This window comes from Enteractinococcus fodinae (genome assembly GCF_031458395.1).
In the GTDB taxonomy this organism is placed as follows: domain Bacteria; phylum Actinomycetota; class Actinomycetes; order Actinomycetales; family Micrococcaceae; genus Yaniella; species Yaniella fodinae.
The window spans coordinates 323,055-343,230 of the sequence record NZ_JAVDYJ010000001.1 but is presented as its reverse complement, the minus strand read 5'-3'; the positions used below and the strand labels follow the sequence as shown (position 1 = coordinate 343,230).

Annotated in this window: 17 protein-coding genes; 3 read left to right on the top strand and 14 right to left on the bottom strand. The window is 57.9% G+C overall.

Annotated elements, in window-relative coordinates; genetic code table 11:
* Positions 1-2 precede the first annotated feature (2 nt).
* From J2S62_RS01570 to J2S62_RS01545, 6 genes are read right to left on the bottom strand one after another with little or no spacing between them, the layout of a single operon-like run.
* Positions 3-638, bottom strand: coding sequence for an arsenate reductase/protein-tyrosine-phosphatase family protein (locus J2S62_RS01570; RefSeq protein ID WP_310170512.1), 636 nt, complete (start codon positions 636-638; stop codon positions 3-5).
* Positions 635-2,098: a polysaccharide biosynthesis tyrosine autokinase gene (locus J2S62_RS01565; RefSeq protein WP_310170510.1), complete on the bottom strand. Its 1,464-nt coding sequence runs from the start codon at positions 2,096-2,098 to the stop codon at positions 635-637. The genes J2S62_RS01570 and J2S62_RS01565 overlap by 4 nt, the downstream gene beginning before the upstream one ends.
* Entirely contained in the window at positions 2,098-3,177 is a 1,080-nt protein-coding gene (locus tag J2S62_RS01560) for an ATP-grasp domain-containing protein (RefSeq protein WP_310170508.1), read from the bottom strand. The genes J2S62_RS01565 and J2S62_RS01560 overlap by 1 nt, the downstream gene beginning before the upstream one ends.
* 1 nt (position 3,178) lies before the next feature.
* Complete coding sequence (locus J2S62_RS01555; protein ID WP_310170506.1) at positions 3,179-4,216, bottom strand: sugar transferase; 1,038 nt, start codon at positions 4,214-4,216, stop codon at positions 3,179-3,181.
* Positions 4,213-5,406, bottom strand: a complete 1,194-nt coding sequence (locus tag J2S62_RS01550) for a DegT/DnrJ/EryC1/StrS family aminotransferase (RefSeq protein ID WP_310170504.1) — start codon at positions 5,404-5,406, stop codon at positions 4,213-4,215. The genes J2S62_RS01555 and J2S62_RS01550 overlap by 4 nt, the downstream gene beginning before the upstream one ends.
* Before the next feature lie 2 nt (positions 5,407-5,408).
* Positions 5,409-7,199, bottom strand: a complete 1,791-nt coding sequence (locus J2S62_RS01545; protein WP_310170502.1) for a polysaccharide biosynthesis protein — start codon at positions 7,197-7,199, stop codon at positions 5,409-5,411.
* Positions 7,200-7,662: 463 nt separating this feature from the next.
* Here J2S62_RS01545 and J2S62_RS01540 point away from each other — a divergent pair, with 463 nt between their 5' ends.
* Positions 7,663-8,283 carry a M50 family metallopeptidase gene (locus J2S62_RS01540; protein WP_310170500.1) on the top strand — a complete coding sequence of 207 codons (621 nt, stop codon included), beginning with the start codon at positions 7,663-7,665 and terminating at the stop codon, positions 8,281-8,283.
* On the opposite strand, the gene J2S62_RS01535 is transcribed toward J2S62_RS01540, so the two are convergent.
* On the bottom strand, positions 8,248-9,225 hold the full coding sequence (locus J2S62_RS01535) for a permease prefix domain 1-containing protein (protein WP_310170497.1): 978 nt from the start codon (positions 9,223-9,225) through the stop codon (positions 8,248-8,250). The genes J2S62_RS01540 and J2S62_RS01535 overlap by 36 nt on opposite strands.
* Before the next feature lie 10 nt (positions 9,226-9,235).
* Positions 9,236-9,574 carry a PadR family transcriptional regulator gene (locus J2S62_RS01530; protein WP_310170495.1) on the bottom strand — a complete coding sequence of 113 codons (339 nt, stop codon included), beginning with the start codon at positions 9,572-9,574 and terminating at the stop codon, positions 9,236-9,238.
* Positions 9,575-9,845: 271 nt separating this feature from the next.
* Between J2S62_RS01530 and J2S62_RS01525 the strand changes: the two genes are divergently transcribed.
* Entirely contained in the window at positions 9,846-10,256 is a 411-nt protein-coding gene (locus J2S62_RS01525) for a LapA family protein (RefSeq protein ID WP_310170493.1), read from the top strand.
* Positions 10,257-10,573: 317 nt separating this feature from the next.
* The gene (locus J2S62_RS01520) at positions 10,574-11,653 is read left to right on the top strand and encodes a DUF4190 domain-containing protein (protein ID WP_310170491.1); all 1,080 of its coding nucleotides are present in this window, start codon (positions 10,574-10,576) and stop codon (positions 11,651-11,653) included.
* A gap of 112 nt (positions 11,654-11,765) precedes the next feature.
* Here J2S62_RS01520 and J2S62_RS01515 read toward each other — a convergent pair whose 3' ends face one another.
* The 6 genes from J2S62_RS01515 to J2S62_RS01490 all read right to left on the bottom strand — a co-directional run bounded on the left by J2S62_RS01515 (position 11,766) and on the right by J2S62_RS01490 (position 20,113).
* Complete coding sequence (locus J2S62_RS01515; protein ID WP_310170489.1) at positions 11,766-13,178, bottom strand: aldehyde dehydrogenase family protein; 1,413 nt, start codon at positions 13,176-13,178, stop codon at positions 11,766-11,768.
* 76 nt (positions 13,179-13,254) lie between these two features.
* Entirely contained in the window at positions 13,255-14,796 is a 1,542-nt protein-coding gene (locus tag J2S62_RS01510) for a zinc-binding metallopeptidase family protein (RefSeq protein ID WP_310170487.1), read from the bottom strand.
* A gap of 45 nt (positions 14,797-14,841) precedes the next feature.
* Entirely contained in the window at positions 14,842-15,831 is a 990-nt protein-coding gene (locus tag J2S62_RS01505) for a C-terminal binding protein (RefSeq protein ID WP_310170485.1), read from the bottom strand.
* 5 nt (positions 15,832-15,836) lie between these two features.
* The gene (speB, locus tag J2S62_RS01500; RefSeq protein WP_310170483.1) at positions 15,837-16,796 is read right to left on the bottom strand and encodes an agmatinase; all 960 of its coding nucleotides are present in this window, start codon (positions 16,794-16,796) and stop codon (positions 15,837-15,839) included.
* Between the two features lie 4 nt (positions 16,797-16,800).
* A complete protein-coding gene (locus tag J2S62_RS01495; protein WP_310170481.1) occupies positions 16,801-18,411 on the bottom strand; it encodes a thiamine pyrophosphate-binding protein in 1,611 nt (536 codons plus the stop codon).
* 40 nt (positions 18,412-18,451) lie between these two features.
* Complete coding sequence (locus J2S62_RS01490) at positions 18,452-20,113, bottom strand: amidohydrolase (protein WP_310170477.1); 1,662 nt, start codon at positions 20,111-20,113, stop codon at positions 18,452-18,454.
* Positions 20,114-20,176 lie beyond the last annotated feature (63 nt).

Below are 20,176 nucleotides of genomic sequence, written 5' to 3'. Positions count from 1 at the left end.
GGTTACTTTCTGTCGTTCATCGTGACGATTGCTGGATAGCCGTTTTTCAAAGCCGCGCTCAGTTCTGCGGCATGTTCAAAGAATCTGGCAATACGGTCGACTGCCTGTTCGATCTGTTGTGCTGAACGGGCATATACCTGCCGAGAACGGCCATATGGATCTTGAAGGTCATACAGCCGATCAGGGTTCAGTCGAGGCACAACCCCGCGCATCCGAACCACCGCTTCAATCGCAGCGGTCGGGGTGTCTCCGCTTTGCAGCAATAACGTTTGGAGTTGTCCATCATTGATGTAGGAGACGATGTGCGCGAATTCCAACAAGGTGAAGGACCGACGTGCGGCACTGGGGTGGAATCTTGCCGCTTCGCTGCGGTGTTCACGCTCCATTCCCAGGATCAAGTCTGCTTGCGCCACGACGCCGGATGTCACCGAATGTGCCCGGTGCTTCTCGGTTCCTTGTACTCCGAGTTTCTTGGCGAGCTGTTGCATGGTTTCTTGCATCGGATCGCCGAGCATGGCTGACGTTCCGGCACTAGCGGTTCTGAACTGCTTCCGGTCCAGTTTCGTGGCTAAGAGTCTCGCCGCAAATGGGGAGCGGCAGATATTTCCGGTACAAATGGTCAAGATGCGAATTGTCATGCCACCCTCGATGCTTTCGATTTCGCGGTTTCGGATTTGTCGACGTATTTATAGGTAATGAACCCAGAATTTGCGGAGCCGCGCATCGGCACCCGATTGACGATCAGCCCTAAGACTTTCCCGCCCACGTTCTCCAAGGATTCGATGGCTTGTTCGAGGTTTTGCTGTCGGGTTTGGCCAACGGAGCTGACGATCAAGCTGCCCGAGGCATAGGTCGAAAGGATCGCCGCGTCCGTGACGGGTAGCACCGGTGGGGCATCGATGAGAACATAGTCTGCCGTCTCCCGGAGCGTGTTGATGACTTCACGCATCATGGGCGAGCCGAGTAATTCAGACGGGTTCGGTGGGATTTGTCCGGCAGGTACCACGGTGAGGTTGTCGGTGCCCCACTGTTGGGTGACATCTTCCAAAGATGCTCGATCGATGAGGACATCGCTGAGTCCGACGGCGCCTTCGATTCCCATGACGTGGGCGAGGCGTGGTCTGCGTAAGTCCGCTTCGACCAGGGCGACGCGTGCCCCCGATTCAGCCAGGACCACTGCCAAGTTCGCCACCACGTGGGTTTTCCCTTCACCCGGGGTGGCGCTTGAGACCACAAAGACACGTGCATCGTCGTTGGCCGCGAAGAACTGCAGGTTGGTTCTGGTCGTACGGAAAGCTTCGGCGCGTGGACTGCGTGGATCGTCATGCACCACCAAGGGGCGATGCGCGATGCTGTCGTCAAGCGCGATTCGTCCAACAACCGGGACGTTGGTGATTTCTTCGACGTCTGCAATCGAGTGGATGCGGGTATCCAGTGAGCCGCGGAGGATCGCCAGTGCGATACCTAAAGCCAGCCCGACTAATAGGCCTAGCGCACTATTGAGCGCGAAATTCGGGCTGACGCTTTCTGCCGGCACAATGCCTGGGTCAATGAGTCGGACCTGCACCGGAGAGCTGCCGCCTTCAGCGCCGACTTCAATTTCGTTCTCCACCACATCAACGAGGGTTTCTCCGGTGGTGTTGACCAGCGCGGCCGCCGTTTCGGGATCGGAGTGTTCACCGGTGATGTTCAGCAGCGAGGATCCCTCAGGAGATTGCACGCTGAGCAGTCGGCGCATCTCGTCACGAGCGACTTCGCCGTCCATTTCTTCAGCCACCCCGTCGAGCACGATGGCTGTCGTTGCGATGTCAACGTAACTGGTGACCACCGTCTGGGCGAAGCTTGCGCCCTGGAAAAGGTCTCCAGAGTCGCCGGCGCCGACGCCACGGACTGAAACGTACAGCGTGGCGGTGGATTCGTACCGTGGGGTCATCATGGCGGAGGCGCCCAGGCCCAGCAGCAGCCCGACCAGGGCACCGGCCACTACGATCCACCAGTTTTTGGACAGCATGCGCCAGTAGGTGCGCAGCTCCATGGGGTAGTTGTCTCGTCGGCCGGTTCCTCGGTGGGACTGGCTGGCATTGGTGAGTTCAAACATCAGATTCCTACGCGTTTCTGGATGGTTATCCGGCTGCGGTGTTCAGCCGGTTGTGGGATGGGGGTCTGGTCTGGGGTGTCGAAACCGATGATGCCTTCGTGTTTGGCGCCGATGTAGCCAATGCGGTAGTTGTCCCAGTCTGGTCTGGGGGCAAAGCCTAGGGTGGAGGCCAGGTAGAAGTGGGGCAGATCTGCCCCGGCAACGTGGACAAAGGGGTAGCCGCCACCGAACCGGGGATTGACGTCGAGGACGTACGGAGTGCCGTCGGCGGTGAGCAGCACGTCCACATCAACGCTGCCGCGGATCCCCAGGGTGGCGTTCAGTGCGGCGGCCAGTCCGATAAACGGGGCGTTTGGCACTGTCATGGCACTGGAGGTTTCGCCGTGGCGCATGCCCAGTTTCCTGCGGGCCAGGATTCCTTCGACCGGTCCCCCGCGGACCGCGGTGATCACATCGAGGCCGTATTCCTCACCACCAACATCGGGTTGGAAGATGATCTCATCAAAACCCAGTGCTTCGGCGTCGGTCGCGTTGAGGTAGCGTTCTTCGACCCAGCGGCAAGCCTGATCTGCGGTGAAGCGTCGCAACCCGGAAGAGCCACTTCCCCACCGGTCTTTGACGATGACGTGGCTGTGCTTGTTGAGTAGCTGGTGTACCGCCATCACGTCAGACATCAGCACGGTAGTCGGTGTGGAGATACCGGCCCGTTGTAAGACCTGGCTCATGACGAGCTTGTCAGCCACCGCTCGGTGTGATGCTTGATCAAGTACCGGTGTGACGACACCGCGTGCCCGTAGTTGGCCTGCCAGACCTTCGGATAAGGCGGTGAGCTCATGATCGTTGAGCGAGATGAACAGATCCGGTTGAAGCTCGTCGATAATGTCGAGCAGCGCGTCAGCGTATTCTGGGCAGGTGAAGGCTGGCACCGGGCGGTAATCGTCTGCCGCAGCGGCTGTGGCAGCGTTGGGGTCAAAGTCCAGGACAATCACGTCGCCGTCGATGCCGGCTTCATACAGTGCTTCTTGGAACCACTGGACGAGATAGACGCGGCGTCCTGCCGAACTGATAATGATGCGCATCTCATGTTCCTGTCTGTGCTGCGAAGGCCACAAGCACTTCGCCTTCATCGGTGTCAGTCCCCTGGTGGGGTTGGTCAAGTGGAACGAAACCGAGCAGTTGAACGATCTCGAAGAATTCTCGGCTGGTATCGGATAACCGCAGGAAGATGCGGTGGGCGTCGTAGGATTTGCCGTGATACAGCAAGCGGTTCAACAGTGCTTCCAGCGCCATGGTCGTGTGATGGTGTGGTCCCAGCACGATGCTGGCGTGGAGTTGCGGGCCGCCTAAGCCAGACAGCCCGGCGATGCCCACGGGGATCGCCCGGTCGTCGAGGTAGACCCAGTGACGCGTGGTGCGGGCGTCCAAACCGTCGAAGTCACCGATTTTCTGGGCAGCTGGGCTGCGCTGCCACGATGCCCAGAGATCTTGCCAGCGGTCATCCAGTGGCGCTTCGGTGAGTCCATCGCAGGGTGGTTCACCGACAAACATGGTCATCGTCGAGATCTGTTCGCCTTCGACATCCGTTTTGGCGAAGACCCGAGTGACGGTCTGGGCCAGGATTTTGAGATCCAGCCACACATTGTGGTGGTCTACGTAGTGCACGTCGAGGTCGAAGCGTGCTTCCCACGACAGGGCGTTGCGACCGGTGACTTGGGCCAGCCCGGTGATGCCGGGGCGCACGTTGTGTCGACGTGCTTGCTCCGGTGAGTACAGTGGCAGGTATTCGACATTGAGCGGTCGAGGACCGACCAGGCTCATGTCGCCTTTGAGCACGTTGATCAGGGTGGGGAGTTCGTCCAGGCTGGTGGCTCGCAGCCGCCGACCAAAGCTGGTCATACGTTGGTCGTCGGTAAGCAGCCCCTTGGCCGGGTCTTCTTCCAGCATCGACCGGAATTTCCACATGGTGAACAGTTCGCCATCTTTGCCGGGTCGAAGTTGGGTAAAGAGCACCGGGGCTCCGAGTTTGACACGAATCAGGATCGCTAGCACGATCATCACGGGAGCGAGGACGATCAGACCCAGGCTGGCTCCGAGAATATCTATGGCTCGTTTGGTCATGACCCTGAGCCCCCGAGGTAGGCATCAAGCACGCCGACGACCCGTTCGAGTTGCGGGGCGGTCATGTTTGAGCCGCTGGGCAAGATGACACCGTTGGCGAAAAGTTCTTCTGCCGCACCGGTGAGTAGACTACGGGCATCTGAGAAGACCGGTTGAAGGTGCATGGGCTTCCAGATTCTGCGGGCCTCGATGCGGTGTTGTGCCATCGTTTGGATCAACACATCAACCGCTACCGGATGTTGGGACTGGTCGAAGACCAGTGGTGTGAGCCAGCAGTTATCTTCCTGATCGGTTGCGCCGCCTAAGATCTCTATGCCGGGTTTGGTGGCACTCCACTGGCGGTACTGATTGCGGATATCGCGCCGTCGGGCAATCATGGCATCGAGCCGTTCCAGCTGGGCGCGGCCTAGTGCTGCTAGGAGGTTGCTGAGCCTGTAGTTGTAACCGATGTCGGTGTGCTCATAATGAGCGACCGGCTGGCGCGCTTGGGTCGACAGGTACCGGACGTATTCGGCGACGTCAGCACGATTCGTTACCAGCATGCCGCCACCGGAGGTCGTCATGATCTTATTCCCGTTGAACGAGAACACCGCGGCATCTGCATAGCTGCCAACACTCTTGCCCGCATGACGCGCGCCGACTGCTTCGGCTGCATCGGCCAGGACCGGGACATCGTATTTGGCGGCGATTTCTTCGATCGACGTGTAATCGGCGGCTTTCCCGAACAGGTCTACGGGAAGCACCGCGCCCACTCGTTTATTGGCCCGAGCCAAGACATGCAATGCGATGTCGAGCAGTTCCGGATCCATATTGCCCGTGGTGGGATCAACGTCAATGAAGAAGGGTTCGGCGCCGGTATACACAATGGCATTGGCCGTGGCAGCAAACGTCAACGTGGTGGTCACGACCACATCCCCCGGTCCGACACCTAAGGCAAGCAACCCCAGATGCAGGGCTGCTGTGCCGGATGCTAATCCCACGGCGTGGTCGACGCCAACGCGTTGGGCGACTTCTGCTTCGAAAGCGTTAAGATCCGGGCCCGCCGGTGCGATCCACCCTGACTTCAGTGCTGCCATGACCGCTTGTTCTTCCAACGGTCCCACATCGGGGCTGGAAAGATGAATGTGTTCAAGGGGTTCTTCAGGAGCGTGGACAGGTGAGGTGATAGTGATGTGTTGGATATCGGTCACGGTTAGCTCTGCACTTTCGTCGAAGCATGTACGTAGGTCAGTTCTGAGATCGACAGCGGTTCCACTGCTGTGCAGCTGATCTTGGGGTGTGCCGAAGGTCTGACATCTTCGGAATCTGAGGTGAGGTCTTCATGAAGTTTTTCGCCATCACGAAGCCCGGTGTAAACAATCTCAATGTCTTTGCCCGACATGGCGATCATCCGTTTGGCGATGTTGAGAATCTTGACCGGTTGGCCCATATCAAGGATCATCACTTCGCCCGGGCTGCCGATACCGCCGGCTTGGAGCACGAGCTGGCAGGCCTCCGGGATCGTCATGAAGTACCGGGTGACCTCCGGGTGGGTAATGGTCAGCGGGCCGCCTTGTTCGATCAACCGGGTGAAGGTTGGCAGCATGGACCCGCGGCTACCGATCACGTTGCCGAATCGGACCGATAGGTAGCGCCCGTCGGTTTGTTGGCCCATCCAGGAGGTGAGATGCTCTGCTGCACGTTTGGTGTAGCCCAGTACGCTGGTCGGGTTCGCAGCCTTATCGGTCGAGATATTCACGAAGCGTTCAACGCCAACTGCTGCAGCGGCTTCTAGTACATTCAATGTGCCCACGACGTTGGTTTTCCAACCCTCTTCGGGATAGCGTTCCAACATAGGTAGGTGTTTGAGTGCTGCGGCATGGAAGACGACCTGGGGGCGATGTTCCTCGAATAGCTCGCGTACCGCATCCGAATCTCGGATATCTGCCAGTACGGTTTCTTTGGTGCTGAGCAGCCCGTTGCCGTTGACCATCAGCTGTGCGGTTTGGAGTCCGGTTTCACAGCGGTCCACCATGATCAGCTCTGCCGGATGAAAGCGGCTGATTTGTTCGCAAAGCACCGAACCGATTGATCCGCCGGCACCGGTGACGAGCACTCGGGCACCGGCCAGGTAGCCTGCGATGTCTTCGACGTTGGTGTCGACTGGCTCGCGGCCGAGCAGATCATCAGTCGAAATATCGCGCAGGTCCGTGGGATGAATGCCGCGTTCGAGCAGCTCGTGTAGCGGCGGGATGACTTTGACGTTGACGTCATATTCGTCGGCGATAGCCTGAATTTCGCGAAGCATTGGTTTGGAGGGTTCGGCGACTGCCACAACTACCGCTTTGGCTCCGGCCTGCACAATGAGTTCGGGAAGCTCGCGCACGGTGCCAAGGACTTTAACGTGATAGACCTGCACGTGGGATTTTTCCGGTGCGTCATCAAGCATGCCGACCGGCCAGTATTTGGCTCCGGGTGTGGTGACCATCTGTCGGATGAGATTGGTACCGACTTCACCGGCACCGATAACTAAGGTGCGGGTCGCTTTCCGGTCTGGGACAGCGCGTGCCAGTTGGCGCAGCCGTTGTACATAACGTGTTCCAAACATCATCGCCAACGCTGTGGGGATGATCAGCAGGCTCATCGTCACCGGATGATCAATGGAATACCCTGCGATCAGGTCAGCGATCACCATTGTTAGCCCGGTGGCGAACGCGGTTTTCATCAGGGCGCGAATCTCGTCAAAACTGCCCGCGCCGAACCTGCGGCGATAGAGGAAAGCTAACCAACCAAAAAACAGCTGAGCGGTGCTGGCCACCAGTGTGAGTACGATGACCAGCACCACCTGCGAGGGTGTGAGTGAGAAATTATAATAGATCAGGTAGGCAGCAATAATGGCTACCGCCCAGCACGCTATGTCAAAGTAGTACTGGTATGGGCTAAAACGCGTGCGGCGTACGAGGCCGTGACCGTCAGTCTGTTCTGCTGCGTGAAGAGCTGTCATCGGAACTCACCACGAAACTGAACATCGTTACTTACGTGGCTCCGCGCACTGAAATGCGGTTTCGACGTCGCCATGACTGATCGACCTCTCCTTGTGTGTGAGCGCTGGATAAACAGTCTGCGCATCGCCTCCGTAGAGGTAATGGTGACCTAGATCTCAGCTAATTCACAGGCTATGAGGGGCCGGTGTTGCAATCACTAGCTATCTGGCCAGTTTGCTTCACGGTGTTTGTGTGCTGGCGGCTAGCTTCAACGCGAGAAGAAGTGTTGGCTCCGCGCAGGTTTACGCTAGGTTTGTGTTGGGTTTAATGTTCGAGGGTCAGCATTCTCACAGGTGAGTCACCGAATTGTCAGCCAGGTCTGCTATAAGTTGGCTGGTGCTCGAAGATTTATGGCAACGTTCAACTAGTGTCCAACCGTCTTTACCCGAAGTATGGGTGTTAGCTATTGGTTTGGCTGCTCTTGTGCTCACGTGGTCAACTTTTGGTTACCGCGTAGTACGGCATTTAGCGACCCTGTTGCATGAAGTTGGGCATGCGTTGATAGGTGTGCTGGTGGGGCGAAAGCTACGTGGTATCCGCTTGCATTCGGATACCTCTGGGCTAACCTTGTCCCGCGGTAAGCCCACCGGTCCCGGCATGGTGGCAACACTGTTAGCTGGCTATCCCGCGCCAGCGGTTGTCGGCCTCGCTGGCGCCTGGCTGGTCAGTTCCGGTTATGCAGCAGCGATGCTGTGGGCGCTCGTACTGCTGTGCGCGCTCATGCTGGTGTTTATCCGCAACTTTTACGGCCTATGGGTCGTGTTGGTAACCGGTGGCGGGGTGGCCGTCCTGTCTTGGACTGCCAGCGGCGAGGTTATTTCTATTACCGCCTACCTGTTGGTGTGGTCGCTGCTGCTGGTCGCTCCGCGTGCGGTTGTCGCATTGCAGCGCAGTCGCCGTCGCCCACAATCTGGCACTCTGAGTGATGCCGATCAGCTGGCCCGCCTGACCCGTTTGCCAGCGGGTTTTTGGATCGCCGTCTTCTGGTTGATCTGTGTCGGCTGTTTACTAGGTGGCGGCTGGTTGTTGTTCAACGCCGGCTGAGTTCGCTCGATACGTTTTGACCCAACCGTCGATGATGTCCCAAACGGCTACGAGACCTACACCGAAACCAAACACGACGGCTAGCGTGTGCTGAGCATCAGCACGTATCCCGTTATCGACAGCTAATCTCAACAGATCGGCACTAAACAGTTCACCGCGCGCCAGCAGGATGATGAACCAACTGAAGATCAACACGCTCAAGGCCGTGTTCAGCACTGCCATGGGTACATTCCATCCGCCGCGTCGATACAGTGCGACTGCGAAGATAACGTCTAGCGCAAGTAGTGCCAGGAACCCGGCCATCGTCCACGGCCACAGCTCAGGGTTGAGTACCGTCACGCGCTCGTCGAAGATCCGAATGAACCCAACGGTCTGATCCCAAATCAACGCCACCAGGACGATGCCGATGAAGACTAGCGAAGCTATAAGATCTCCAGCCCCCGGGCGGTCTTCGCGCGGTTCAGGGAGATCCTCTAGGCTCCACTCCATGCCCAGATCTGCGCCGGTGCGCTCTATGATGGCAAACGACAGCGTGACCCAGAAGCAGATGTGCAGGCCGGTCGACATGGTGGCCACAATGGCTTCAGCAATCACCGTACCGATGTCACCACTGGCTATGACCTGAGCGAAAGCCACGAGAACGAATACCAGTGGCATGATGAGGACCAGTAGTCGTTTCAACAATCGCGACCAGGCCGGGTAGTAACGCGGCCCGATCAGCTGTAGCGGACGGTCAGCATAACCGGCTGCCAGGACTGCGGGGTCACCCAGCTCAGTGAGCACCTCACGTTCCGCGGTGTCGTGATCTACACCGTCCGTCATCCGGGCGTCGACTGCGTCGGCGATCGAGGCTTCTAATTCCGGGCGCACTTCGCTGCGAAGTTTTTCGGGTAAGCCCTCAATGGTTGCCGCGATATAGCGTTGGGTCAGTGAGGTTGTCATAGCGTACTCCTCAGGCATGCGGCGGGTCGTCTGGTAGGTCAGCGATGGCCCGACTGAGTTCATCCCAGTGGTGTTGCATCGCGTCCGTTAGCCGACGACCTGCCTCAGAGGTTTGATAAAACTTTCGTGGCCTGGACTCTGCGGTATCCCAATGACTGGTCAGATACCCTTGCTTCTCCAGCCGTCTCAGTAGCGGATACAGCGTGTTTGCTTCAGTATCGAACCCTGCGGTCTCGAGGTCTTGCAGCAATCCATAGCCATAGCCGGGAGTGAGCAGCAAACGCAGACAAGCCAACACCACGGTGCCGCGCCGCAATTCTTGGAGATGGGGCTCAAAGTCTTCGTCCACATCTCACACTATACTGTGCATGACACACTATTGTCAATGACACACGACGAGCATGTGAGGGCCGTGGCGCAAGACTGGATCAAGTCTTTCCAAAGCACCCGGGAAAATCTACGTGTGCAAAAAGCCATGAGCCCCACCAGAAACAATTATTCTCAACAAGCCTGGAATGGCCTCGGCAATTGACTAATCGGCGTGGTCAACCCTCAATTCAACGAGGGGACTCCTGGTAACCTCAACAGAAAATACCTCGACGACGAAACAGGAAACTGTCATGGCCCAGACGTCTGATCCTTCAGAAAACCAACCACAGGTCCCGGCCACCGAGGCACAGCCCTGGCCTATTAGTGACTCGCCACAAGAGCACCGTCCAGAAGTAAGAACTGATCCCACTCTTGATGAACATCAGAAACAGGGTTTCACCGGAGCCACCTGGATAGCACTGATTCTGGGTGCACTCGTATTGATCATGTTGCTGATTTTCATTCTGCAGAACAACGTCCCGGCAGATTTTGCCTACTTAGGTTGGGCTTTCACGCTTCCCTTGGGCGTTGCTATGCTCTTCGCAGCGATCGCCGGCATGCTCATCATGGGGCTTTTCGGCTCAGTGCGGCTCTTTAAACTCGGCCGCAGAGTGCGCAAGCTTGAAAAGGAGCGTCAGACACTTAAACGCACTCTCGAGTAAGCGACACCGCCACTTCGCCAGCGGGGTCTTATCCCAGGCGCTTTGATCCGCTCAATGGTGGTCTTCGATTGTTGGGATCTGGAACAAGAGTAAACGGTGTCGGCCGATGATCGCTGAGCGAGTGGGCCTAGATTGATCGTCAAGAGGTCAGGCAGACTTCGTGTGTCTTGTATATCGAGCACATACGGACTGCTGATAACTTTGTCTTGTTAGTGAAGTAACGTATTAAGCGGCTCCACCTCTCACCCCTTCGGGGTTTATGGCCACCTTGTTGAGCCACTTTCCACTCGCAGATCATCCCACCGAAAGCATCTTGAATGACGTACGAACCATACCCAACTCAGCCTGACCCTTACTCTTCGGGTGGCTATCCGCCCCAGCCCCCAGCTCCACAGCAGCGTAGGGGCTTCGGCATCGCCGCGATGGTCGTGGGGATCATCTCCCTCTTGCTGGCCTTCATCCCTTTCATCGGCTTCATCTCATTTTTGCTCGGCTTGGTGGCTATCGGCCTGGGAATTTTCGCTGTCGTCAAGCGCAGGGGCAAGGGCCAAGGCATCGCGGGGATTATTACCGGTGCGGTGTCGCTGGTGGTGGCACTCGTCGTCACCCTTATCGCGAGCGCTTTCGTTTCTATATTGGAAGATGAGCTGCAGAACCCTGAGGACTTCTTTGAGATGGACCCCCAGGAGCTCGAAGAGCTCCTCGAGACTCCGGACGCGGAAATCGACGCTGCCTCTGAAGGTTCAGATGACATTCTCAACACTCCCCTGGCGTATTCATCGCTCACCGTCATCGGAGACGAGGAAGCTCTACCGGCAGGCGAGGCAGGGGAAGTCTCTGTCGTGGCGATTAACCGCTCAGAAGAGAACACCACGTTTCCTTTTATTGTGCAGAACCAGACCGATGAAGCCATTTCTCGTGTTGAAGTGAGCGGCCGGGCGGTCGATTCAGATGGCGAAACGCTAGGCACCGGGTCTTCGCATGCCGTCTATCCGAACGTCGTGCTCCCCGGTGGATATGCCTTCGGATACGTCTATGTTGATTCTTCGGATTATACGCTGCCGTCAGGTGCTACCATCCCGGATCTGCGCCTTGAGTTTACCGAGGGGCTTGGCAGCTACGAGAGTCTCATCAGTCTCGACATTGAAAACTTCGAAGAGTTATCGAACGGAGATCTCACCGGGGATGTTGTCAATCCTCACGACATCGACGTGGGCGGACCCATCGGTGTGGATACAGTCTGCCTGTCGGGCGACGATCATGTGACTTATGATCAGACTTACACGGACAATGACCACATCGACGCAAGCGATTCTTCCACCTGGACACTCCGCTCATACCGCGAGACTCCAGAGTGCACCGTCCGACTGCTCAGCTCCAACGGATACGACTGGTAGAGCTCTGAATCGCTAACCTGCGCAATAGATAACCGAGTTAGCTGCCAGCCGTTCCGTTGAGCACGGCTGGCAGCTCCTTCACCCCAGTAGTGGTCCCGTCGGGGACTTACCATTATGTTTTGTTGATATAGTACAACCGCTTATTGACGAATTCATCCATACCGAGAGGCCCCAACTCACGGCCAAACCCCGAATGCTTTACGCCCCCAAATGGCATATCCGCGGCTTCGGACCCGCCAATATTGACGTGGCTCATGCCGACATCGAGCTGCTGGGCGACTCGTTCTGCTTGTGTACGGTCCTCAGAGAAGACCGCCCCCGCCAGACCAAAGGGCGAATCATTGGCCATGGTGACCGCGTCTTCCTCATTACGGATCTTGTAAATGGTGACAACCGGTCCGAAAAATTCTTCCCGATAGGCATCCATGCTCTCCGTGACATCGGTGAGCACCGCAGGCCGGACCCAGGCCCCTGGGGCGTTCAAGCGCTCACCCCCGGTCAACAAAGTCGCGCCTTGATCAACAGCCCGCTGAAGTTGCTGGATGAGGTTATCAGCGGCTGCTTCTGAAGACAGCGGATAGTAAGTTCCTTGACGAGGCTGGAGGGGGTCACCCTGTTCGAGACTCGAAACATACTGGACCGCTTCGTCAACGAACTCGTCGTAAAACCCTTCGTGCACGAGGAGCCGTTTATTCGAGGTGCACGCCTGGCCCATATTATCCATGCGCTGATCGACCGCCTGCCGGGCAGCGGCTCGAATGTCAGCCGCCGAAAGATAGATATGGGCATCCGAACCACCTAACTCAAGCACAACCTTTTTGAGGTAGCTCCCCGCCGTAGCCGCAACGGCAGCTCCAGCCCGTTCGGAACCGGTGAGTGAGACTCCCTGGATCCGGTCATCGGCGATAATCTTTTCAATCTGACCGTGAGTGACAAACATGTTCTGGTACACACCTTCGGGCACTCCCCCGTCCAGAAAAACCTGTTCCAGCGCCAGAGCGGAACGCGGACACGTCTCAGCGTGTTTCAATACGATGGAGTTGCCGAGCACCAGATTCGGCGCGACAAAGCGTGCAACCTGGTAGTAGGGGAAGTTCCAGGGCATGATGCCCAACAGGACACCCAGCGGTCGACGCTGTAATACCGCGCGACGGTTCTTGTCATCGGAGAGTATTTCTTCGGCTGCGAACCGTGGGCCGTGCTCTGCGTAATAACGACAAATGTCAACGCATTCTTGCAGCTCCGCGTCAACTTGATCTACCGCTTTGCCTATTTCTATCGCGGCAATCTGGGCGAGTTCTGCACGCCGTTCATGAATCAGGTCAGCTACGCGATACGCAATGTCAGCCCGGTCTGCTACGCTTCGCGTCTTCCAGTGCGTGGACGCCTCCTGAGCTGCGGCGAGCGCCGCGCTCACTTGTTCATCACTGAGGTAATCAAAGACCTCTAGGACTTCGTTGGTACGTGGGTCTTGAGTGCGGAACCCTGTTACTGATGGTGCATTCGACTCGATGGGGTAACTCATAATGTCATAGTCCTGTTGCAGTGGAGAGCATGGTCATATTGGGTCAAAAGCGTCTTGACGCCGGAGATACCATTGACTATCGGTATTCGGGCCAGGGCAGGTCGATCGGCGGCTCAAAATCGGCCGGCAGAAGCGCCGGCATAGGATCTTCCTGAGCCCGACGATCGAACTCAGCTTTCGCCTCCGCGAGCCGTTCAGGGTTGGTGAACAGGTCGAGGAATGTCGTCGCGACAGTCTTGCCCGCAACTTCAATGGTCGGAGCGATGGTTTCGGGGATGCCGCCCAATGCGTTCATCACCCAGGCAGGGTATGGTCCCGCGCCTGGCACAGGTTGCAATGCTGGGCGGGAGACATAGAAGCGCACCAAGGGCGCGTAGTGCGACATCTCCACGTAATCGTCACTTGTCCAGTTCCGCTGCCAGGCCGGCATGGACTCACGCAACTGCCGCTCGGCCTCGACCGGCTCGATGAGCTGTTCGGTTTCGGCAAGAAAGGGCTTCTCGCTCGGGGGAAGACCAAGGTTTCGCTGGATGTCTTGTGCGATGGCCACAGCCTCGGGACCATACTGCGGGGCCCCCACTGACGCTAGGTTTTCGTACAAGACCTCGGCCATGACATGGTTGGTGCGTCCCGGACGGCTGCGGGCGATCCACCGGTCGTCGACCTCACAGTGCGCCATAGCTGCCGCATGCTCCGCATTTCGGTCAAGGACCGCCAGCACGTGTTCTGCCATCTCAATGTCGGGGGTGCGCCAAGAGAACTGAATGCGTGCCACGCGTTGCGGCAGATTATCAGCGGTAGCTTGTCCGTCAGTGAGAATCGCATCGGAGAAACTCCAACCGCCGGTGGCGGGCAGCATCGCATCTTGCATGACGCGGGCCGACGTGTACATCTGCATGAGCGCAACATTCGCGCCCGGAGCCCGAGCGGCTGAATGCGAAGCGGGAATTGGCGAATTCGGGTCGGCACTGGAGATCTGCCAGGTTTCGGCACTGTCGCAGGTAAAGGTATAGACCTTGCTGTAGTAGGCACCGCATTGGGTGTCCCACCGGGCCGTGTTACACAGCGGCAGCATGTAGAAGGGGTGAAATGAGACGATCCCATCCACATTGTCATAGTAACCGCGCAGCCCATGAACGATCTTTGACCCATGCATCTTCTCTGCTGGTTCACCGGTGTATCGGATGGTGCCGGCGATGTCATGTTCGATCATGGCATGCTTGGCAGCGAGGATACCGGCCAGCGTAGAGATCCCGAGTGCGGAATGGGGGTCAGTGTGGCCTGGTGCGAAGCTCGAGGTTCCCTCATGGGGTTGCTGACTGGTAACAGCAGCCTGGCTATTTCCTGGCACCGCATCGTATTCGGCATAGGTGAGCAGTGTCGGTCCGTCACCATTGGACCACGTGGCGCAAAAGGCCGTTGGCATGCCGGCTGAGCCGTCCTCGACGACGAAGCCTTCTTCCCGAAGCCGTTCAACATACCATTGTTGGGAACGGTACTCACGCCACGCAGGTTCGGCCAGCTCCCAGATATGGGTGTGCCAATCCAGCAGTCTGTCTAGATTTTCATCGACCCATGCTTGTGCCGTGCGTTTGGCCTCAGCAACGAATGTTTTCATGTTGTTCTACCTCTGTACATTGATGGGTTGTGACAAATGTTTCCGTCAGGCTTGGCTGATGGTGTTAACCGAGGAAATAGGTTTTCCAGATTCGTGGAACGTCACGGCATTCTGGGCTTGAATGCGAACGTATTCTGCTGCTGTTCGTTCTGAGAAGTACGCAACGTGCGGGGTCACCACGACACCTTCGACCCCCAGCAACGGATGGTCTGCTGGTGGTGGTTCGACATCGAGTACATCGACAGCGGCTCCAGCCAACTGCCCTGAACAAACCGCTTGAGCAACGGCAGCAGAATCGAGCAGTGCACCACGCGAGACATTCACAATGAGGGCACGGTCGGGCATCTCAGCGATGAATGCAGCATCGATGAGGCGGTCTGTTTCATGAGTAAGCGGCATATGGAGCGATAGGACGTTGGAATGCTGCCGGGCGGTCTCGAGGCTGACGCGTTCGATGCCGTGTTCGGTGAGCATTGCGCGCACCTCATCGGTATCAGGCAGCAACGGATCATATCCCAGTGTCCTGCCGAACAGGGGTTTGGCGAGTTCGGCGAGCTTCAGCCCAATCCTGCCCAGCCCGATTATGCCCAGCGTCTGTTCGCTCAACCGCCATGGTGCCACTGCGGCGCGGGAGTTCCAGGTTTCAACATCCGCGACCGATGTTTCGGTGTAGTAATCCAGTTGACGTGCCCAGTGCAGTATCAATGCGAGCGCATGAGTTGCCACCTCTTCGGTCGCTGCCCCCGGCACGTTCGTGACCCAAACACCGTGATCAGTTGCCGCTGCTACGTCCACGGTGTCGGTGCCCATGGACATCAGCGCGACGAGTTTCAGCTTCGGTAACTGTTCGAACATGTCGCGAGTGATCGACGCATAACCAGCCAGGAGCACGTCGGCGTCTCCAGCATGTGTCACGATCTGGGCGCTGTCGCGAGTGTCTAGCACTCGTACTTCAAACCCGGCTTGTTCCAGCAGTGCGATACCGTCAGTCAAGTCGGTGTCGGAGCTTTCCGTATAGACTGCAACAGGTTTCATGTCGCTCATACTTCGTTGTCTCGTACCAGACCCTGTGCCATCGCAGTCATAAGTTCGTAGACGACATGCGCGGCGGCTACCCCCGTGATTTGCGCGTGGTCATAGGCAGGGGCCACCTCGACGACATCGGCGCCTACGATATTCAGATCGGTCAGCGCTCGCAGCATGCGCAACAGTTCTCGACTGGTGAGTCCACCTGCCTCTGGCGTTCCGGTGCCGGGTGCGTGAGCCGGGTCGAGTATATCGATGTCCACCGAGATATACAGTGGCTTGTCTCCGATCCGTTCGCGTACACGGTCGATTGCCGCGGCTACGCCCTCTTCCTCGATGTACTCGCTGGTGACAATGGCGAAGCCGAGCCGGTTATCATCCTCGAGGTCCTCTTTACCGTAGAGCGGGCCTCGGATGCCTACGTGCATCGAGGCAGTTTTGTCGATGAAACCATCTTCTGAGGCCCGTCTGAAAGGCGTGCCATGGGTCAGGGGTTGGCCGAAATAGGTGTCCCAGGTGTCCAGGTGGGCATCGAAATGCAGGACCGCGACCGGACCATGCCGTTCGCTGACTTCCTTCAGGCTGGGATACGCGATGGTGTGGTCGCCACCAACGGTAATAACGCGCTTGGTTCTCGCGCGAAGCTCATGGATACCTTCATAGATCTGATCGACCGCTTCGGCGAGGTCATAAGGATTCGCGGCTATATCTCCAGCATCTGCGACCTGTACTGCGTCCCACCCGGCGAAATCCTGAGCCGGATTGTACGGCCGCAGCAGGCGGCTGGATGCACGCACATGTTCTGGACCAAACCGTGCTCCCGGCCGATAGCTCACGCCTGAATCGAAGGGCACCCCGACAATAGCGATATCGGTGGTGGGGACATCTTCGATTCGGGGTAGTCGTGCGAACGTTGACAGGCCCGCATAGCGTGGGGCCTTCGAAGCGTCAGGGGCTCCAAGAGGGGATGTCATATGTTTAGACCTTGTCTACGAGCTCGAAGGGGACATGGATGAGTTGCAAACCGCCGCTTGCCACCGCGGTATCAACGGCTGCTGGAAGTTCCGACAGCTCCGTGACGCTGATACCGGCACCGCCAAAAGCCTGCACTAGGGCTGGCCAGTCAGGTTGTGCCAGGTCAACGGAGATCGGCGCGATCCCGACATCGGCTTCATTATTTTTGATTTCCGCATACCCGCCGTTATTCACCACGATGACCGTGAGGTCGAGGTCTTGTTCCACGGCTGTCATGAACTCCTGAACCGAGAACATCAGGGCGCCGTCACCAAGCACTGCGACCACTGGGCGTTCGGGTGCGCCGATTTTGGCGCCGATTGCAGCGGGCAGGCCATAGCCGAGCGTTGCATAGGTGGCCATATAGGGCGTCGAGTTCGGTTTCTGGGTCTTGAGCATATTGAGCAGGCCCCAGTAGGCGATCATCGATGAGTCGGTCGACATGATGACGTCTTTTGGCAGGGCGTCGGCCAGTGCGGTACCAAGAGCTGTGTTTTTTGCATCGAGCTCGCGGCTTTCGGCTACCATCGCCTCCAGGGCGGCCTGAACATCGACGGCTGGTGTGCGGTCCCGGTTCGGCAGCTGTGCAAGAATCTGCTGGACTGCTTCACTGGCTTCACCGACGAGGCCGAGGTGGGCGTGTTGATTCTTGTTGATCTGGGATTCAAGGCGGTCGATCCGGATGACTTTACCCTCGGCCTCGAGGGCATCGACCCAGAGGTCTGCCTCGCCAAGCTTTGAACCTACGACAAGCAGAACATCTGCGGTCTTGGCGATGTTTCGGACTGCCGCGAGACGTAAATTGGCTCCCAGTGCAAGCCGGTGGTGCTCGTCCAGAATACCTTTTCCGTTGGTGGTGGTCACGACGGGGGCTTCAAGCCGTTCCGCCAGTTCGAGGATGCAATCAGCCGCTGCCCGAGCGCCACCACCGGCTAGGATCACCGGATTCTTCGCCTCGTCGAGTAGCCGGGCTGCCTCTGCGGCTGTTTCATGGTCCACGGGCGCCAGAGTCGGGGTCGGAATAGGTTGCAGCAACTCAGCTGAAATGTTTGTTTCAGCCTCCAGGACATCGAGGGGTACCTCAATGTAGACCGGGCGCGGACGTCCGGTTGCGAATAACTTGAATGCATCATGCACGGCTTGAACGGCTTCTTCAGCACTGGCCACGCGTCGACCCCATGCGACCACGGCCTGTGCCGCCGATAGCTGGTCTTTTGTTTCGTGCAACGAACCGACGTCGGCGAACTCTTGTCCGGTGGCCGGCCCCGGCGCAAGGATGATCATGGGTCGGGACTCGGCAAAAGCAGTTGCGGCAGCTGAGAGCGCGTTCAACAGCCCGGGGCCGCTGGTGGTGATAACTACGCCTGGCAGACCTGTCTGCAGCGACCACCCGTCAGCGCCATAGCCGGCTCCCTGTTCGTGACGGGAGGTCACCGCACGAATGCCGAGGTGGCGCAGCGGACGATAGAACTCCAGATTATGTGTACCAGGTATGCCGAAAATCGTGTCGACACCATAGTTGTTCAGGGTTTCGAGTACCCACCAGCCAGTTGTCGGCTTTTTCGTGGTCTCCATACGTTGTGATCTCCCTAGCTAGTCTTCTTGAACGCGGCGCTTACGGTGTGGCTGGTTCCCCATCAATCCAAGTCTCCAGGACCGGGATGTCACGAATCGCTTCCGGATCAGTGGTCACGGGATCGCCCCCCAGCACCACGAAATCTGCCCGTTTGCCGACCTCTAGCGAACCGAGCTCGTGTTCCCGACCGATGGAGACTGCTCCTTCAAGCGTATGTGCGCGCAATGCCGCCTCAGCAGAAATTCGTAGACAATCGTCGCCCAGCTTCGCACCTCTGCGGGTGATCCGCGTGACGGCAGCTTGGATGGCTTCCAACGGGCGTGGCTCAGCAACCGGGGCATCCGAAGAGATAGTGATGGGAACCCCGGCAGCTTCGAATTCGCCCAGCGGGTTGAAGCGCTCCCCGGGAGTGCCGATGGCCTGCTCGACGCTTTCTCCCCAGTTGAAGTAGTGCTGTGTTTGGTTCACCGGGCGGATGCCCAGGGTGGCCATACGCTGGATGTCTTCGGGACTCGGGAGCCCACAGTGTTCAATGCGGTGACGTGCTGCGGTGTTTGGGTGCTCTGCCAGGGCTGCTTCGATCGCGTCAACCACCATGTTGATTGCAGTGGGTGACTGTGCGTGCGTTGCGGTCTGCAAACCTGCGGCATGGGCGCGTCTGATGAGCTCGTTGAATTCTTCGGGCTCATGGTAGCGCTGCCCGACACGACACGGGTCACTCATATACCCTTCCGGGAAGTACGCAGTCCAGCCCCCCAGGGTGCCATCAGCATAGAGTTTAATCCCAGCAGTCGCTAGCTTGGCATTACCAAATGGACTGGTCAGACCCAGGTCAATAACTTGGTCTAATAAGTGCGAGAGGAAATACATCGAAACTCGCACACGCTGCTGCCCTGAGCTGGCGAACCGGAGATATGTTTCGAGCTCGCGTTTCGATACCTGAGCATCGCCGATCGTGGTCACTCCCCCGGCGAGGAATTCTTTTTGGACCAGCTCCATCTGCCGCTGGTGTTCGGCCGGTTCGTCGCCGAGATGGAAGTTTGGGCCGTGGTGTCCTACCTTGACTCCGTGGAGACCAGTCAACACGTTGCAGGCAGCATCGGAGAGCTCGCCGGTGAGTTCTCCAGCATCGTCTTTGAAGAACTCTCCGCCGAGAGGGTTAGGCGTGTCCTTAGTTACCCCGTGCACCTCGAAGGTATACGAGTTCACGACACCCCCGTGGCCAGAAGCGTTCATGATGTAGACCTCGCGGTCTGTCGCCACCTGATCCAGTTCGAAGCGGGTGGGGTGACGCTGTTCAGCGAGGTTGCCTTGCTCATACCCGAAGCCTCGCAGGGGCACACCCGGGGGCATCGTCTTTTCGGCTTCGCGGAGGAGTTCAATGATTTCTGGGATCGTACTGGCACGCTGCGGTGATACGTCAACCCAGGTAAGTAACTGACCGTACATCAGCGGGTGCGCGTGTGCGTCCACAAACCCTGGCACGATGGTCGCACCGTCGAAGTCAGCGCGCTGGGGTTTGAGATCTGCCTCCGTGGCAACTTGTTCGACTTCGGCGAGGGTTCCCACCGCCAAGATCCGGCCTCGGTGGATCAGCATACTCTCCGCCACAGGTGTGTGATCCTCAACCGTGCGGATCTGTGAAGCTGTCACGATCACCGGAGGCGAATCTTGGTGATCAAACGTTGCCAGTGGGCGCATCAGGGTATTTTCCTCTCACTTTTCGTCATCATTCCGGCGCCGGAAATTTTAGCGTTAGTCGGT

Bases quoted from the DNA above. Each gene is read 5' to 3' on its own strand.
- J2S62_RS01570 (WP_310170512.1), bottom strand. From the start codon at position 638: ATGACAATTCGCATCTTGACCATTTGTACCGGAAATATCTGCCGCTCC.
- J2S62_RS01565 (WP_310170510.1), bottom strand. From the start codon at position 2,098: ATGTTTGAACTCACCAATGCCAGCCAGTCCCACCGAGGAACCGGCCGA.
- J2S62_RS01560 (WP_310170508.1), bottom strand. From the start codon at position 3,177: ATGCGCATCATTATCAGTTCGGCAGGACGCCGCGTCTATCTCGTCCAG.
- J2S62_RS01555 (WP_310170506.1), bottom strand. From the start codon at position 4,216: ATGACCAAACGAGCCATAGATATTCTCGGAGCCAGCCTGGGTCTGATC.
- J2S62_RS01545 (WP_310170502.1), bottom strand. From the start codon at position 7,199: ATGACAGCTCTTCACGCAGCAGAACAGACTGACGGTCACGGCCTCGTA.
- J2S62_RS01535 (WP_310170497.1), bottom strand. From the start codon at position 9,225: ATGACAACCTCACTGACCCAACGCTATATCGCGGCAACCATTGAGGGC.
- J2S62_RS01525 (WP_310170493.1), top strand. From the start codon at position 9,846: ATGGCCCAGACGTCTGATCCTTCAGAAAACCAACCACAGGTCCCGGCC.
- J2S62_RS01520 (WP_310170491.1), top strand. From the start codon at position 10,574: ATGACGTACGAACCATACCCAACTCAGCCTGACCCTTACTCTTCGGGT.
- J2S62_RS01515 (WP_310170489.1), bottom strand. From the start codon at position 13,178: ATGAGTTACCCCATCGAGTCGAATGCACCATCAGTAACAGGGTTCCGC.
- J2S62_RS01510 (WP_310170487.1), bottom strand. From the start codon at position 14,796: ATGAAAACATTCGTTGCTGAGGCCAAACGCACGGCACAAGCATGGGTC.
- J2S62_RS01505 (WP_310170485.1), bottom strand. From the start codon at position 15,831: ATGAAACCTGTTGCAGTCTATACGGAAAGCTCCGACACCGACTTGACT.
- speB (WP_310170483.1), bottom strand. From the start codon at position 16,796: ATGACATCCCCTCTTGGAGCCCCTGACGCTTCGAAGGCCCCACGCTAT.
- J2S62_RS01495 (WP_310170481.1), bottom strand. From the start codon at position 18,411: ATGGAGACCACGAAAAAGCCGACAACTGGCTGGTGGGTACTCGAAACC.
- J2S62_RS01490 (WP_310170477.1), bottom strand. From the start codon at position 20,113: ATGCGCCCACTGGCAACGTTTGATCACCAAGATTCGCCTCCGGTGATC.